We start from the raw sequence: 17,446 nt of genomic DNA on the forward strand, positions 1-17,446 counted from the left end.
TATGTCCGTGAGTATGAGTCGATGAACGACGCGTCAGTCCTCATCACCGCCAGAGCGTTCGGCCTTCAGCTGTCGAACCTCTCGTTCCACGTCGAGATCGTCCAGATCGTCGAGCCGGACAGTCAGCGTCTCGTCCTCGCCAGCGTTCGCGTTTCGCCCATCGTTGTCGGCCGTGTCGACCTCGTTGGCGGTTGTCGGTTCGTCTCCGCTAGTCTCTCCTCCCGAAAGCCGGGCGTCGACCCGACGGACGAGTACGTACGTCGTGGCCACAGTTCCAGCGGCTACGGCCCCATAGGCGACCAACAACGCCTCAGCACCGAACCGAGCCTCCAGCACTGGCCCTGCGAGCCACGCGAACACACAGACACCGACGAGAAACGCCGTGGCGACGGAAACGGCTCTGCTCATGTGGTGCGCTTCGGTGTCACCGGACAAAGCCCTTCGCTCGCCGAGTGCCGGTCCGTGGGCCATCACCAGTTATCTATATGACACTCGTCCTCCTAGTTAACTCATGGCAGTGGATGTGCTCACGACGATGAAGGAGCTGTTAGGAGAGGTTCAAGAGGATGTGGACAACCCGGACGCAAGTTACAAACTTAGGACTGCGAGACAACTTCTCAGTGTCCTTGAACAGCGTAACGAAGACCTGAGTATGGCAGTCAGCGAAGCAGTCTCCGACGATGAGTTGCTCGACCGGCTCCGTGAGTTAGATTATATACAGCCAGCAGTTGACGACTTTGCTGGATAGGATTGTTACGTGCTCGTACTGTTGGCGAACCCACCTGGTTGATAGATAGTACACGGCCGATTCGCACTCTATATTCAGCAAATGGTTGAGGACAGATCGCCGGTTGAGAGTTTTAATAGAGCTAATTCGACACATACGCACGACTCGGGTTTGAGGAGGTAGGGTGTGCGTCAGTGGGGGTCGATATCGGTGGCCTCCTCCAGCCGCTCGACGCGTTCGCGCAGTTCTTCGAGATTGGGATCCTCGGCCCGCGCATCCTCCAGCGGGCGGACATCGGTGAGTGCGTCGTCGACGCGCTTGTCCTCGGCCTCGCTGCCGAGGTAAAGGTCGCGGCGATCCTGTTGGAGGCTCCGGAGCGTCGACTCAGCGATGCCGGTGTCGTCGGCGACACTCGCGAACGACTCACCGCGGTCGACGCGGACGAGGGCCTCGCGGGTATGTAGGAATTCGGCGGGATCAACGCGGAGGTAGCCATCTTCGACAACGAACCCCGCAGGTGGTCTCCCAGTCCACTTTCCGGCAGACTGTGCAGCGCGGACGCCAGACCGTATCCGCTGGAGCTTTTGTTGGTGTTCGATCTGGGCGAGGTCGCCCATCAACCGAGCGACCATGCTGTATATTGTCTGCTGGAGCTCGCCGTCGTCGACGTGAATCTTCAGGCCGACGTCGAGGGCCTCAACGCCGGTGTCGTGTTCCAAGCAGTGCTGAATGAATTCGTGAATCTCAGTCGGGCCGAGCCGGGAGAGTCGGCTAATCTCGTGAACGACCACGAGGTCGAACTCCTCACTCTCGACATCATCGAGGAGTTGGTTGTAGACCTCGCGAGTGTCGGTGTCAGCGGCGCCGGAGACGATCTCCGGATACTCCTCGACGTCTTTGACACCGAGACGATCCAAGTGTTCACGCGTCTCGTTGAGCTGCCGAGACACGTCCTGATCCGACGTCGAGACCCGGGCGTAGATCGCCGCGGTTGCGGGTCCGTTTTCGCTCATGTTTTCGAGGACGTGCCACTAACTTAAACAAGTGGGTGTTTTTGCGGTTCCGTGTAAACCACTACCTTTTCGACAAAGTTGAGCAAAGAACGCCTCCGACACATCGTTGGTCTCAAATATGTAGAGAAAATAAATAATCTAAGTTGAATAGAAGAGGGTACTTGGGACTTTCAGCCGCTGGAATGGCCTCTCTTGCTGGATGTTCTAACCGACTTCGGAAAATAGTCTCAGATAGCGATGGCGGCAAGACGACAGCTACCGGGACTGTCACCACAGGAAGTGATCCGCTATCAAACGCGTCGGTGACCGCTTATCGAAACGGCAGCGAAATCGCACGAACTACCTCCGATGTTGATGGATCATACAACATTTCTCTCGACAGCTTCCCAGCTTGGGTTCGCTTCGACCACCCAGAATACAATTCAGTTACAAGGGCACTCTCACCAGGATCGACGAGGAACATCACACTAGAGTCGAGAGAGGAGGCAGTCAGCTTAGCGTTCGGTGGGGACGCGATGTTTGGACGGCGGTATTACGAACCAAGAGACGATCCGCTGCGATTTTACTACCGGTTACAACCGGGTGACCGCCGTGATTCTCATGACCGATTGCTCAATTCGGTCTCGCCGCTCCTCGGGGACGCAGACATTACATCAATAAACCTTGAGACGCCGCTAACAACATCAGAATGGCGTCACCCGTCGAAGGCATTTGTTTTCACCAGCCATCCCGTCGCTGCAGCGGCGATGGCTGATGCCGGCATCGATTACGCGGCACTTGCGAACACACATGCCTTCGATGCTCTCACACCGGGGCTCGAAGAGACAGTTGCGGTTCTCAATGAGGCCGAGGTTGCTCACTCCGGCGCCGGTTTGGAGCCCTCCACCGCTATCTCCCCGGCCGTTCTCGAACGTGATGGGGTAACCGTTGGCTTCGTTTCGGTAACAACGACAGCGGGCAGACAGTATGACCGCGACTGGGCGGCTGATGAGACGACTGCGACGTACACAGTCGACCGTGACGGTGAAACGCTCACGGTCCAAGATCGTGCGGGGGTTGCTGAAGCGACGCCTGAGACGATCCGTGCCGGCGTACAGGCTGCGACCGAACGTGCGGATATAGTCGTGACACAGATTCACGGCGGCGAGGAGTACCAACGGACGCCGACACAGGAACTTCAAGATCTGGCAGATACCGCGATCGCTGCTGGCTCAGACTTAGTAGTAAACCATCATCCACACGTGTCGGGAGGCCTCGAGGCCCGTGACGGCGCGCTGATCGCGTGGTCGATGGGGAACCTCTTTTTTGATCAAAACCTGTGGGCCACGTATCGATCGTTCGTCCTACAGGTGACTGTTACTCCAGACGGAGTCCAGTCGGCACGAGCGGAACCGATCCTCATTGAAGGGTACGCTCCACGGGGCGTGACCGGACCACTCCGAAACCGGCTGACATGGGAACTCGCCGGACTCTCAGACAGTTCATTCACAATTGTTGATGATACACTAACGTACCAGCCTAGTGTCGAACGGCCTCCACGAGAACAATTAACCCTCGATGGTGGAATCCAACGCAGAGTGCGTGGGTGGATTACTGACTCTGATGACTCGGTACAGCTCGGTCGTGAACGATTCATGACCGGGTCGTTCGATGATCACGATGTTGACAGCGACGCGTACGAGGGAACGCTGTGGCGCTACGGTCGTGAATCACGTAGTAGTGATCAACCGATTGGCCAGAATGGCTCTGGTGGTATCGAACTTGTCCGTGTTCGAGCAAACGAGAATCGAGCATTATTGTCGCCATGGAACCGTCTGCCAGTTTCCAATAAGGAGTTCACACTATCAGGAACATACCGAACGAACGCGGATGGAGAGCTTCGGCTACTAGTCTCGTGGTACGACGATACATCTGGGAGTTCGTTCCAATCACAGGAAACGTCGCTGGCGCCGACAGAGCGTGAATGGGCTAACTTCTCAGTTGAATTAGAGCGTCCTGTCGATGCCACACATATCGATGTTTTCCTGTTTTTGAGTCCGCCTGACGGAGTCGATGTCCTGCGGGCGGCGTTTGATTCGTTAAGTCTCGTTGAGTGGGAACCGGCTGATGTCAAAGGCGGGAGGCAGTTCGATACCATCCGAGGTCCATCGGGGGCAACTATTAGCACAATCCCAGTTGACGGCGAGGTGCGCTGGCAATGATCGTCGCTGTCATCGTCACCGCGTTCGGGCTCCTCGCAGTGGCGGGATTGACACAGGTGTATGGGTACCGACTTGGCGGTACGATTGCGATACCGATTCTCGCCGTGTACACTCTCAAAAGTTTTGTAATGCTCCCAATCTACGTTCTTAGCAGTGCCGTCGCGTATCTTGGACTCGGGCTGTTGAAGAACAAGACGTTGATTTACGGCCGGGCTGAACTGATCTACGCAATCCTGATTGGTAGCCTGATACCGGTCACAATCTTCCTGACATTCGGCTTTCTCATCCAGGATCTCTTCCAGACTGTTGTGTTTATCGGGAGTATTCTCCCTGGCCTTGCCGCATACAACTATCACCAGCTTGATGACGAGACCCGTTATTGGGATCTATTGACCGCAGCGGTGGTGTTCGTATGTTTGTTCGGGCTTGGATGGTTTCTTGTCTCAGCAGAGTTCGCACCCACACTTGCGACTGCCGCGCCCATTACGCTCTACTCGCGTACAGCAGATGTGGCAACCTGGAAAGGTGTCGCCGTCAATGAGCCCCTGTCGCCAGTCATCCTCCCTCGACTTGTAACCGTGTTGTTGTTCGCGGTTGGAATGCTCCTATCAGAGCGTGTCCGTGAGCGGTACGACATCCGAATTGGAGTTGTTTCGGTGGCACTGCTTGCGATCTTTTCGCTCGCTGACCGCCGGCTCGTCTTTCTATACATTTGTCTCATCGTTATTTCATATATTGCTGTACAACTGGTCCATCGTTCGTCGTTGCTATATGGGCGTGTGCTCGTCGGCATTGGCGCAGCGTTTGGCATCGTCGCAGCCATACCGTTGTCAATTGAACTGGGGATTACACGTGGTCTTTCAGCGTTCTTTGTCGGTATCTTAGCGGGGGTAAACGCGTACAACATTCACGTCGCACAGCCGGCTAGTCGACGGCTGTTCGTCCCCCTTCAGTTTGGATCGTTCGTCTTCTTGCTGTGCTTGACCAGACTCACCGGAGCAGTCCTTCCGAGGGGATTCCCCCGCCAATTTGGTCTCACTGAGATAATAGTCGGCCTGAGCATCGTCGCCGTGTGCTTCGGATATGTTGAGTGGCGAACAATCCGAAAACCCGACGAAGAGAGAATTTCTGATCAGTCTATTTTGAATCAGTCTGATAATACCCAAGATGCTGCCGCAATCAACAATGAAACGTCGCGAGAGATAGATACATGACCCATGATAGCCGGTTTGAGGTGTACGATACCTCTGCGGGGTGGCGATGGCGATTGCGAACCAACAGTCGCGTCTTAAGCCAGTCTACAGAGACGTTTTCTTCACCCGAACAGGCTCGCTCGGCAGTCAATCACGTCCGGGCAGCAGCATCTGTCGTCGAAGATCTGCCGGAGCAACAATTCAATGATTCTCAAGCGAGTACCCAGGTTACTGACGTACAGTGTATGACCATCAATAATGGCGGCCAGTACGAGTGGGTGCTTGTTGATGGCGACCATGTACTTGCGCGAGCGACGGCGACATACGAGGCCAAATCCGATGCTGTGACGGCAGCCACGTCATTTTGTGCGGCTGCCAGCGTTACAGAAACGGCGTTCCTCCTGCGGAACCAGAACCAACAATCATCAGCGTTTGATGTCGGCTCAACCTCCGTACTGGCGGCGCTTCGTTCCCTAGCTACGCTCCCAATTCGGGGATTCAAACACCGTCGGACGATTCAGAAGATAGACACACGGATAGTTGTCTCTGGCATTCGTGGAAAGTCTTCGACCACTCGCCGACTTGACGATGTGTTTAGGCGACGGGGATATGACACATTAACAAAAATTACTGGAAATCAACCCCACCTGATCCACAACGGTGGCGTAGTCCCGTTGAACCGCGAAGGACCCAGAACAACCCTATATGAGAATATCGACGTTTTTCGAGAGTATGTACCTAAGCTCGCGAAATACTTCCCTGAAGATGTCGCAATTTTTGAAAATCAAGGTATCACAGAGTACACGACACGTTTGATTAACGAATCATTCCTAGATCCACACGTTATTATATTGACTAATATTCGGCGTGATCATCAGGACACACTTGGTGAAACCCGAGCAGAAATCGCACGGTCGTTTGCCAAATCAGTTCCGCCCAATGCCCACATCGTGTGCGGTGAACAGCATCCGGTCATCTACGAGTATCTGGAACATGAGATCACGGCCACAGAGGCGACAATCGAACAAGTAGCAATCCCAGAAGAGCACAAGGGACTACTTGGGGCGGAGACAGCTCACTCGGTGAACCACACCCTTACAGCTGTCGGTGAATCCCCTGTTCCTTCGGATGAGATCCGAGCGTATCTCGAGCAGATTCAGCCGGCATGGACTACTGTCCCGAACGGACTCATTTTTAATGCAGCAGAGGTGAACGACGTCGAGAGCACTGAAGCGGTTAGACAAGCTCTTGAGAACTCTGATCGCATCACACCATTTGTATTCTTGCGGCCAGATCGACGCGGTCGAACTGCCTCCTTCGTTTCGTACTTTGATCACCTTGCTGAACAGGGGATCATCGATGCTGGATACGTGATGGGTAGTGACAGTTCCGTATTCGCAAAGGAAACGGAGTGCGAGGTCACGGAGATAGACGCTGACGCCGATCCAGAAGCCGTGTTAGACCGGCTGCTCAATCGCGGTCGACCCGTGATACTGATGGGAAACACTGTTGACGAGTTCATGCGGGAGATCGATTCAGAAATCGACTCGCGAGCACAGGGCGGGTCGTCGGTTGAGAGGCCAGATGAAGTACCAGTTTCGTAGTTCTCACGCAATTTTTCTATAGCCGCCTATTGTTCCTCAACAACTCACGACTTTTTTCCGCCCCTACCGTGCCCCAGTCGAATGACGGAATGGTTGTTCCACAGAAGTACGGTTCACCTCGAAACGCGGACGGACTGGGACCTGCTGTCGCTCTCGCTCCTGTAGCGCCGGAACCGATCGCTGGCGCTCAAAAAACCTACCCTGATGGGTGCGTCTCTAGAGCCAGCCGCACCCTCAACGGTGATAGTCAAGCTGTGGATCCTTAGTCCGCCTCGGAGTCAAACGGCAAACGCGTCTAAGACGTTTGTTATCTCGCAAAACGAGAAGACAGATGCTGCTTCTTCACTGGGACAAAAACTGACACACTTGACTGAAATAACAGGGGTAGCAGAACGGATGGGTCTGCGTTCCTTCTATTCATGAACCCCGACCGCTTCACCGTCCTTGACTGGAAAGCATAAGATCTGCTGTACGAGAACGGATATCTGTCTGACGAAATGCCTGATACCCCGACTGTCCAGAATTATCTACTGTATCTCGGCGCATACTGGGCGATAGCGAAGGAGTACGACGTGAGTCTCGACATACTAGATATGGCGCTATGGGCACTCAGAGGCGACTAGCAAACCGTCACCAGCGATTAAATACAGTCAGGAAAGATATTCTACCATGGACGACTCAAAACGGCCCGAACGTCCCGGCCCCGACGCGACGAGTGCTGAGATTGCGGAGTGGATGGAGAAGGATTTCGGGTGGGCCGTTGCCGAGGGAGCCGCGAACGCTGGTGACGAAGATGACTCCGACGAGCACGAGGTCCTCAAGGTCGAGATAATCAATCACGAGCGAGGTGAGGTCGTCGGGACGGTTGACACGGACGGAAACCTTGATACGGAGAGTGAGGCACTACGCGAGGTCTCGAAAGAGTATCTTGCTGAGGGCGTCCCTGTACTCGTCCCCACGACCTACGAGAACGAGGATGGTGAGACAGTTCATGCGGATGCTGAGGTGATCGTCGAACCGGAAACTACGGGATTCGTGCGAGCGTTCGTTGACGAACTCCCGAGTCCGTTCGACTGTGACCCTGATGTGCTGATCGACCTGCCAGCTCACAGCTTAGAGCAGGATTGAGGATACACCGAACGTCTCACCCTACTATATCGGGATGTTGGATTAGAGCATTCTGGAGTTTCGCATTTATAGAACGAAACCGGTTCTCCGGCTAGTTCGTTGCCTCGTTAAGAGTTCCGCGCCTCTGCGAGTTGAGGTATAATCCGATGTATCCCACAGGCTATCGCCACAGAATCGCATCTCGTCGGAGTCTCTTGATCATCCATGTTCGGTTAACACTCTCGTAATATTCTATGCGGTCCAAGATTGCCTGAGTCGGGCGCACGCGGCGGGAGCGACCGACGCTCAAACTCCACTAACTTCCGACTGGGGCTTAACCGAACACCGATGGCCCACGGTCCATCGCTGTATCGATTGATTAGAGTTGCGTGCCTCTTTCCCAACTGGATCGAGAAGGTATTGATATGACAAATAGTAAAGTACGTTGGCTGAATCTGCCGTAGTATGAACACACTGCCAGGCGGCGATAGCGGGCCGCCGTCTCTTTCCCGCACATTCTCTCCTGAGGAGGTCAACATGGATTTGACCATGTGCGGCCTCTTACCCGATCGAGCCGAAGAGATCGCTCGGCTGTACTGTGAACACGGAAACTGGAACCAGGTCAAGGAAGTCTGGTTCGAGGAACGCCGTGCGAACCGCAGTACAAAGGGGAGTTCACAGAAGATATACCGCGTTCTCTCGTCACGATTCAAAAACGCACCCGCCACCCTCCCCAGCCCAAGTGACCTCCCCGCTGTTTTGGATACCTGCTTGTCATCGCGAGACAAAGCACAAGTACTCTACCCTTATCTGGTCGCCGATGACGCGCTCGTTCAATACGCTGTCCACGAATACGCCCGACGCCTTGCTGAGGACTTCCCCGACCCTCTTGACTTCTCTAATGAGGCGCTCACATCTGTCTTAGATCAGTTCGAATACATTGACAAGACGCCCTTTGACTATGCCGACTCAACGACGAAGAGATGGTGTGAAGGATTCCGATCGATTATGCGCGAAATCGGTGTCTTGGAGAGTCAGCAAACGGTCGTCGGTGACCCGCCATCACTCGGAGATACGCCACTCCTCGTCGCAATAGGCTACTCGTACGAGGAAGGCGGCGAAGAATGGTTCAAATCACCAATCGGGCTCCAATACCTCTTCCAGCCGAGTTCCCGTTGGGAGGAAATCTACAATCGGGCAGCAGAAACGGAGGCATGGAAGTTTGTCGAACTTCACGGGAGTCTCAAACTACGGCCGACTGACGAGCCATACTCATCAATTACCAGTGAGGGAGTCCAATAATGACCGACACAACGTGGTTTGAAGACTTACCAGAGGATTTCGAGGAATCGGTGCGTATTGACCGCGATGACCAGTCCGCGGACGAGAACCAACACCGCAAACAGGCTATCGAATCATACCACGTTACGGCCGACTCCCAGCGCTTCCTCGAAGACTTCATCAACCGGTTGCTTGGTGAAGCAGAGGACATGCGTACGGGATCGAATTACTGGCTCTATGGGTACTATGGAAGCGGGAAGAGCCACCTTCTAACAGTCTTGGACGGGCTGTTGGATACTCAGTGGCTCCAAAACCGCTCCGACAAAGTTTGGACAGAACTCCTCCCGGATGCGTCGACGAACGAGGGCCTCAATATACTACAAAACCAGTGGGAATCCGTTCATTCCGAGTATCACGTTATCCCTATCTCGGTGAACCTGCTGAAGTACCAGGGGCAGAAGCAACGAAGTTTCAGTGAGATCGTTCTTCGGCATGCCCACCAGAACCCGATCCTCACGGGTGTCGATAATGGGATCTCCACTGGGTTGTCTTCGCAACTTGACGTCGCGTACTTCGAAGACTGGTACCGAACGACTGAAGCATGGTCTGAGCGGCAAGACCGAGCGGCATCAGTCGTCGAGGGAGTGACCCCAAAATCGCCGCAGTACGAATGGGAGGAGGCAGAACTCTGGACCGACATCCAGCAGTACAGCGCTCTCTCCGACGTAGTGCTCCCAGGGCTGTTCGAGGAAGTAACGGGCACGCGAGACGGATATACCGACCTCCAGCCTTCAGATATTGATCCCGAAGAGGTCGTCAGTCGCCTCGAATCCCTCCGGCAAGACCGTGAAGAGGAACTCGGCGAGCCGGTCAAGCTCGTTCTTCTGCTCGACGAGGTGAGCCTCTTCATCGGAACCGATTTCGAGCGCCTCACTGAGCTTCAGACGCTTGCAGAGAACGTCGACGCCATCGGGAATGGCGACATTCAGCTCGTCGCAACCGCACAGGCGAAAATCGAAGACGTTCAACCGAAATTCGCGGCGCATGGCGCTGATTTCAGTATTGTCAAAGACCGGTTCCCACACCGGTACCAGCTCCCGAGCAAGCACGTCGGTGACATCGCCAAACGACGACTGTTCCAGAAGTCAACAACAGGTGAAGACGCAGCTCGCCGCGTCCTCGACGATGCCAGTGTGAAACCGGCTGAGTCGCTCGTTTATAACGAGATTAAGCAGAACACGAAGCCGCCGCTTGACGCGATCGACGACGAGGAACTCGTCGAATTCTATCCGTTCCTCCCGTATCACGCGCCACTGTTCCTCGAAATTCTCTTCAACCTTCGTCGGGAGGCGAACGACCCAGCGAAGTCTATCTTCTCTGGAACAGCACGGGCCATCCTTGCGCTCATGCACGGGCTACTGACAGACTGGGTCGACGAAGGCGAGGAAGACCACATCGTCTCCTTGGTCGACTTCTTTGAGCTGATCGAGCCTGAGTTGCGCGAAATCCTTCCGCAGGATATGCGGGTCGTCGAGGGCCCCGACGAGACGACCGGTATCGCTGACGAGGTAGACGACGAAGAGAGTGAAATCCAACCGTTTGACCTCGACGTCGCAAAGGCGGTACTCCTGCTTCAGCACGTTCACGAAATCGTCCCACTGAACGAGGGGAACATCGCAGTTGCCGTCATGGACGACCTGAACGGCCAATCCTGGATCAGTACAACCAATCGCGTTGAAGATTCACTCGATCGGCTTCAGAAGTTTATCCGACCAACCCAAGACGAGAGCGGACCCCGCTATCGGTTCGCAACACAGGAAGAGCGCCTCATCTACGACGATACCGAGGAGAATGAGGCAGACCCAGACTGGGACGACATCGTCGAAACGCTAGACGACCATCTCTGGGAACGTATCATCCAAGACCTGCCTCTTCCTGAGTCAGTTCCGTACGGTGAGTCTGGCGACGAGTACCCCGTATCGTATCACTTCGAACTCGACGGAACGACGTTCGAGACAGGAAGATTGTCTGAGGGGGGTCTAGATATTGGGCTCGCTATTCAGGGCGTTCGGCCTGACACAGATTCCGAACAAAACGATGAGGACACGCTGTACTGGGAGATAGACACTGATGGTCTCCAAGACCTACGAAAGCGACTGGTCGAATGGTGGGCGCTTCGCGACGCAATTGCGACTCGAGACGCACCAAAGGCGGTTGAGCGTGACCTCGAACAGCGTGCAGACGCAGTCCGCAGTAAGCTGACCAGCACGATGATGAGCGGCTCGTACAATGTGAAAGATCGGACGGCAATCGGCGGTCTTTCGAAAGCAGTTCAGGCCACGGTCGATGTCGCCTTCCCCGACGACTTCCACCCGATGATGCTCCAAGTCGACGAGAGTCGATTGCGCGAGCTAGGCGAACTCGACAGCGATACACCGCTGCCCGCGTGGGCGCGAACGATTCAGGTCCCCTCGTCGAACCAGAATGGGAACCAAGGGAAACAGACTATCCAGCGAAACGTTATGTCCCTTACTGGTCGACAACTGAAAGACCGTGATGAGGGGCTCAACATGAATACGGTCCTCGACGGTATCGTCGACCAGAAGCCGTTCTACGACGAGGCACGGCCTGCACTCTGTGCGATCATCTGGGGTTTCTGTCGTAAAGGACGGCTACTCCCTATTAACGAAGACGGAAACACGCTCGAAGACGAGGCTGTTCTTGACCTCGACAGTCTCTCGACGACGAGGCTTAAATTACTCAAATGGAAGTCGCCCGCAGATGTTCTGGCAGAGGGCGGTTTCAAGAAAACGACCGAAACGGTCGCAGATGGCCTCATCCACCTCCAAGAAGCCAACCAGCAGATTCTCTCGAAGCTTACCGGACTTCGCGAAGACGTCACTCTGGTCGTCGATACAGACGTTCGAACTGACGAAGTCGCCGAATTACTCAATACGTTTGCCGACGAGTTGACCGAGCGAATCGAGGCGACCGATGAACGCATCTCAACCGTTAAATCACAAGACGACGGTATCGAGGGCGTTATCGACCGGACGAACGATACACAGGAGTGGGTCGAAGAGGTGATCGACGTCTGGAACCGGCGACTTTCGACGCTACAACAGCTTGACGCGGTACTAACAATCGGGAATCGTCGGTTCAGCTGGATTGACGAGGACGCTCAATCTGCCATCGCATCTCGCTCGTCCGCGGTATCGTCGTTCGACGGTGATTGGTGGACGACCGACGGGTGGAGTACGCTGTCCGGGGAATTAGTTCCTGATCTCGTTCCCGAGCTTGACCGGTCGTGGAACACGTTCGTTGACGAACGTGGCTTGGGTGAACTGGTCAACCGTATCGAAGAGCACCCCTGGGTGCTCCCGGCTACCGATCTCCCAGCAGGCGTCCATATCGCCTTTGAGGGCGAATACATCACGCCAATGCGCCATCTCCAGCAGTGGTACGAAACGATTGAGAACGCCATCGCGACGCTGTCGAGTGATGTAGATTCAGACGAGGTGATCGAAGTAACGGACGACGTAGCGCAGTTAGAACCCCTTGCCGATGCCGTCGGATATAGTCCGACTGAGTTGGGTTCCCGACTCGACGAACTATCGTCGATCGTAGGTAATCGAACGCCCGACAACATCGACCAGATCGGAATCGTACCGGACGATCGGCAGAAGCTGAATCGTCGTCTGGAGCGTCTTGTTGAACAGCAAGACCTTGAGATCGAGGAGACAGACGAAGGGGTGATTATTCGATGAGCCAAGGCAGTTCGTCGCCGTACCGCGAATTTAAAGAGAAACTGCGTACGTTCGCGCAGGGGCAGCACGGTATTCGCAATCCATTCGTTATCGCTGCCGTCGAGCCAGCGGTCGAACACCGAGTAGCAGACCGTCTGGAAACCTGGTCGGATGGCCGAATAGAATCACCAGAGATCCCGGACTCGGTTACTGTTCAGCCAATCTGGCTCGACGAACTCCTTCCACAGACTGACGTGTACAAACTCCTCGTCGATCTGGGCGATCCATTAGCCGACCTTGACGGCGATACGTCGCCAGGCGAGCGTATCGAGGGGACAATGCAAGATCAGCTCGCCGAGGAACTCGTTCAACAGATGGTCGAGCACGAGCTGAGCGAAGAACAACTGGAGACCCAGAGCCACGTGGTCCTCCTGCTCAACCTCGGCAGTCTGTATCCATTCACGCGCGCGTCAGAACTGCTCGACGAACTCGACCGGCGGAACGTCAAGTCCACCATCGGTATCCCGTTCCCTGGGGACGTCGTCGGTGGGAAATTGAGTTTCTTCGGTGGCGAATCGCGGCACTACTACCCAGCCCACCAGATTGACGGGCAGATTCAGGGGGTACATCTCCAATGACTATCGACGAGCTCTTCCACAGCGATCCGACTCGACAACTCGAAGAAGTACAGAAAGTCAACGCCCGAGAACAGGCCGAAACCGACGTCCGAGAGTTCTACGAAACGGATAGTGCCGAGCGGGTTCTCACAGAACTCGGCGAGACTATCAAGACACATCCCGGTGAGGCCGCACGGTTTCTCTACATCCACGCGACGTTCGGCTCAGGGAAGACTCACCTCCTGAAGCTAGTCGGCCTCCTTGCTGACGACGAGTCGGAATTCGCCTACCTAGGTGATAGGCTGGCCGAGCAATGGCCCGGTTTCGATGAACTTCAGCAATCTATCACCGACTCACACGTCGACCGCCTGAAGCCGGTCTTCCTCAACCTGCTCGACCGCGACGCGTCGAAAGAGCCCCCGCTGCCGTTCCTCATCTTCGAGGCGATCGGCCGTGAACTCGGGTATCCGACTGACCCGAACTGGCTGCTCGAGTGGGCATGGACGCTTGACATGGAGTACGACGACGTTTGGGAGTCGCTTCAGCACTTCGAACACGACGGAAAGACGTTCGAGGATGTGCTCTCCGAACGGGCCTCGCTACGCAGTTGGCTCTACGACGCATTGCCGGCGATGGCAGAGACATCCGGTACAGAGCTCAACAGCCCTTCGGGCGTGAAGTCCTCAATCGAAACTGCGGAAGAGGACGTTGAACCCGAAGCGTTCGACCCAGCGGATCTCGTCTCGCGGGTCGAGACTGCGATTGACGCCTTGAACGGCGGGAGCAAGCAGACTGAGTTGCTACTGGGCCTCGACGAGGTTGCGCTGTTCGTCGGCGACAGCCGCCATCGCTATCGAGAGTTCGAAGAGACGATGGAAGCGCTCCAGCGCGGCCCGAATCCAGTCGTCGTCACCACCGGTCAGTATTCACTCCCGGATACGCGTGAGAGCCTCATCGGTGAGCCGCCCGAAGACCACTGGACACACCAACAGGTTCCGCTCGAAGGAGCAGACACGGAGATTATCGTTCGAAAACGGTGGCTCCAGAAATCCGATCCCGAGGGTAGGGAGCGTGTCGAGTCGATGGTGGCGTCGATGCCCGACCTCTTACTTCATACGTACTCCTCGGTGACGAGTGCGGACCCAGACTCTATCGAGTCCTACCCGTTCCGCGAGTACGACCTGTCGCTCCTGCGAACGGTAATGCAGGAACTCATTACGCAGGGACGGTCAACCGACCGAGACTACATCCAGGGGCGAGCGCTGCTCGTTCTGGTCAGATCACTGTTCACCAAGTTCGGGTGGGCGTCGAAGGAGGAGGGGTCGCTCGTCACGTGGGACGTCCTCTTCGACCTGCTGGTCGAGGAGACGACGTACCTTCCGCTGTGGGTCCAGGAGATGATCGACAACACGCTCGTACCGACGTTCGACGGTGACGAGGATGCGTGGGAAGTCCGCCTCGCGAAAGGACTCTACCTCCTGAACCAGACGCCTGCTGTCCCCTCCACGCCGGAAAACCTCGGTCGGTTGATGGTCGACGATGTCAACGCGTCCGTCGACGAAGTGGTCGGGCGAACCGAGTCAGGCCTGAAGACGCTCGTCGACAAGCAAAAGGCCCTCACCGAGACGAACGACCAGGGCGACGAAGTGTACACACTCGTCTCTGAGGAACAAGAGAGCATTCTCAGCCGTGCGCAGGACAAGGCCGCGAAGATTTCTCCGCACCAGCTGTCGGCGTGGGTAGAGACGCGACTGCGCGAGAGCGATGACTTCTTCCGCAGCGACGGTAGCCGTCACGAGGCCGACGTCGGCGACGAGCGCCTCGTCCCACTGCGGTACGACTACTCGATCCTCGAACCGGTCGACCGAGCGCCGTCCCCGGAGTACGATGCGCTACGCGTTCGTGTGCTGGCAGACGAACACGACACCGTCTCTGAGCAGGTCGAGACGTGGCAGGATGTAAATGACGGCCCGGATGGTGGCGAACACGTCCTGATCACCATCGACGTGCCCGAGACGATGCTCGAGCGGATTCGCAACGTCATCGGGATGGGACAGGTGTTAGACGAGGAGACCGAGTCTCACGAGGACCTCGAGCGTGAACACCGAACTGACAAGCGCCGCCTCGAAACCTCGGTTACCGAAATCCTCGACGATGCATCGGTGTACACAGTCCACGAACACCGCGGCGCACGCTCCAGCGTGCTTGACGATGTCGTCCGGGACCAGGTCGACGCCGTGTTCGGGTCGTCTCGGAAGACGCTCTCACGGCCGCTCGTCGAGGTCGACGACGCGAAGGCGATGGCGAAGTTCTTCCGCGGCAGCGGAGAATGGCCGCTCTCGGGCGGGGACGCAGCGATGCTTGGCGTCGACACCACCAGCGCTGAGATCGCAGACACCGGCTGGTGTCGCGAGTTCATCGACACGTACGAGTCACAGAAGTCGGTCGACGTCGAAACGCTCCTCCAGCAAACCCAGACGGTGAACGGCGACTACCGTGGGACGCCTCAGGAGTCGATCGCGGCGCTCCTCATCACGCTCGCAACCTCAATCGAATCGCTCGCACTCAAACAGGATACCGAGTACGTGACTGACCCTGCCGCAATCGGCCGACAGGTGCGTACCAAGGGCGGACTGACCTCACTCCAGGTCCGCTTCGGCGTCGAGATTATCGACCCGAAGACGGTGAAGGAACTGTTCACTGTGCTACTCGGGGAGGAACCGAAAGGTGACGGGCCAGACGAATGGCTGAGTGAGCTCGGACAGTGGGTCGATGCGAACAGCGCGACCGTCAAACGCACGCTGAAGGGAGCGAATAGGGAGTTCGACGTAACGCTCGATTCGTTCGAGGCGACAATCGAGCCGGCTCTCAGTGGTGGCGAACTGTCCACGTCCGACTTGGGAAGTGAAGATGATCTCGACAGGGTACTCGAGGAGGCCAAGACCTTCGCGGACGCTCGTGAGCTCTTCGGCGTCGAGGAAGACGGGAAGACGCTTTGGGAGCTATTCAGCGACGAGCTGGACACGATGACGTCGCGCTATCCGAACGCCTCGGTGACTTCTGGTATGCGGGAGACAGCGGAGAGCAATACTGTCCCTAGTGTTGCGACGGTCGAGTCACGGCTCCAGGACGCAGCGAGCCACCGCGTCGATGAAATGTCGGCGCAGTACCGGCGAATCACAGGAGACGCCACTACTGAGTCCGACCCTGACGCCATCTGCGACGATCTGGGCGCTTGGCTCCGGTCGAACGAGGACGACGTTCGAGGAATCGTCGATAGTGCTACTGACGAGTTCGACGACATCGTGTTTGGCGACTTGGAAGATGTGTTCGAGACAGTCTGGAACGGTGGGGATCTCCCGGAAGGTGACCTCGTTGACTCTACTGTCGCCCAGCAGGCTGAGACGTACGAGCAGGTTCGCGAACTCTTTGACGACACTGGTGGTGCGAGTCCTTGGTCTCAGCTACAGGAAGCAGGTCAAGAGTTGCGTGAGGAGCATCCAGACTCGCCGACGACAGAGACTGTCGAGACTGCGCTCGCCTCTTCGCGGCCACCCACGAAGCGACGCGTGCGCCAGCTCATTGAGCGTGCTAAGGACCCGAAGCCACCGGATGCAGACGACGATGCGTGGGCCGAACTTCAGATGGTCGCCGAAGAGCTACGCCAAGAGCTACCGAATGCCGACGTGACCGATGAAGTTACAGCAGTCGTTGATGCTGATGAGCGACCGAGTGAGGAGCGTGTGGATGAGTTGCTTTCGGAATCGAAGATCGTGTTAGAACGGGTTCAAGATGTAAAGGAGCGACTCGACAATATTAATACGGGAAGCATCGTTCTCGTCGAAGAGTTGCCTAATTAAGATAGGAAACAGTAATATTTAAATAATTAATTGGAATACGCTAATTATCGTAAATGTAGAGTATATGTTAATATTAACTCACAACTCTCTCTGAACC

General features: G+C 56.0%; 11 protein-coding genes. 9 read left to right on the forward strand and 2 right to left on the reverse strand.

Translation table 11 applies throughout. The annotated features are described in order from the left end of the window. Positions 1-33: 33 nt before the first annotated feature. Positions 34-408 (reverse strand): hypothetical protein, encoded by a 375-nt coding sequence (locus Z052_RS03515; RefSeq protein WP_099288824.1) that lies wholly within the window; start codon positions 406-408, stop codon positions 34-36. A gap of 103 nt (positions 409-511) precedes the next feature. On the opposite strand from Z052_RS03515, the gene Z052_RS03520 reads away from it, so the two are divergent. Continuing rightward, complete coding sequence (locus Z052_RS03520; RefSeq protein ID WP_099288825.1) at positions 512-748, forward strand: hypothetical protein; 237 nt, start codon at positions 512-514, stop codon at positions 746-748. 170 nt (positions 749-918) lie between these two features. Here Z052_RS03520 and Z052_RS03525 read toward each other — a convergent pair whose 3' ends face one another. Beyond that, on the reverse strand, positions 919-1,740 hold the full coding sequence (locus tag Z052_RS03525) for a recombinase family protein (protein WP_186279059.1): 822 nt from the start codon (positions 1,738-1,740) through the stop codon (positions 919-921). Positions 1,741-1,901: 161 nt separating this feature from the next. Here Z052_RS03525 and Z052_RS03530 point away from each other — a divergent pair, with 161 nt between their 5' ends. The 8 genes from Z052_RS03530 to Z052_RS03565 all read left to right on the forward strand — a co-directional run bounded on the left by Z052_RS03530 (position 1,902) and on the right by Z052_RS03565 (position 17,349). Further along, positions 1,902-3,941 (forward strand): CapA family protein, encoded by a 2,040-nt coding sequence (locus Z052_RS03530; protein WP_241897885.1) that lies wholly within the window; start codon positions 1,902-1,904, stop codon positions 3,939-3,941. Beyond that, the gene (locus tag Z052_RS03535) at positions 3,938-5,155 is read left to right on the forward strand and encodes a poly-gamma-glutamate biosynthesis protein PgsC/CapC (RefSeq protein WP_099288827.1); all 1,218 of its coding nucleotides are present in this window, start codon (positions 3,938-3,940) and stop codon (positions 5,153-5,155) included. Before Z052_RS03530 ends, Z052_RS03535 begins: the two co-directional genes overlap by 4 nt. A gap of 224 nt (positions 5,156-5,379) precedes the next feature. Then, the gene (locus Z052_RS03540) at positions 5,380-6,738 is read left to right on the forward strand and encodes a hypothetical protein (RefSeq protein WP_241897886.1); all 1,359 of its coding nucleotides are present in this window, start codon (positions 5,380-5,382) and stop codon (positions 6,736-6,738) included. A 669-nt stretch (positions 6,739-7,407) separates the two neighbouring features. Then, on the forward strand, positions 7,408-7,866 hold the full coding sequence (locus tag Z052_RS03545; RefSeq protein ID WP_099288829.1) for a hypothetical protein: 459 nt from the start codon (positions 7,408-7,410) through the stop codon (positions 7,864-7,866). Between the two features lie 444 nt (positions 7,867-8,310). Further along, positions 8,311-9,147 carry a BrxA family protein gene (locus tag Z052_RS03550; protein WP_099288830.1) on the forward strand — a complete coding sequence of 279 codons (837 nt, stop codon included), beginning with the start codon at positions 8,311-8,313 and terminating at the stop codon, positions 9,145-9,147. Next, complete coding sequence (locus Z052_RS03555; protein ID WP_099288831.1) at positions 9,147-12,893, forward strand: hypothetical protein; 3,747 nt, start codon at positions 9,147-9,149, stop codon at positions 12,891-12,893. Before Z052_RS03550 ends, Z052_RS03555 begins: the two co-directional genes overlap by 1 nt. Continuing rightward, complete coding sequence (locus Z052_RS03560; RefSeq protein ID WP_050023653.1) at positions 12,890-13,510, forward strand: BREX protein BrxB domain-containing protein; 621 nt, start codon at positions 12,890-12,892, stop codon at positions 13,508-13,510. Before Z052_RS03555 ends, Z052_RS03560 begins: the two co-directional genes overlap by 4 nt. Continuing rightward, positions 13,507-17,349: a hypothetical protein gene (locus Z052_RS03565; RefSeq protein WP_099288832.1), complete on the forward strand. Its 3,843-nt coding sequence runs from the start codon at positions 13,507-13,509 to the stop codon at positions 17,347-17,349. The genes Z052_RS03560 and Z052_RS03565 overlap by 4 nt, the downstream gene beginning before the upstream one ends. Positions 17,350-17,446 lie beyond the last annotated feature (97 nt).

This window comes from Halorubrum sp. C191 (assembly GCF_002727095.1).
GTDB lineage: Archaea > Halobacteriota > Halobacteria > Halobacteriales > Haloferacaceae > Halorubrum > Halorubrum ezzemoulense.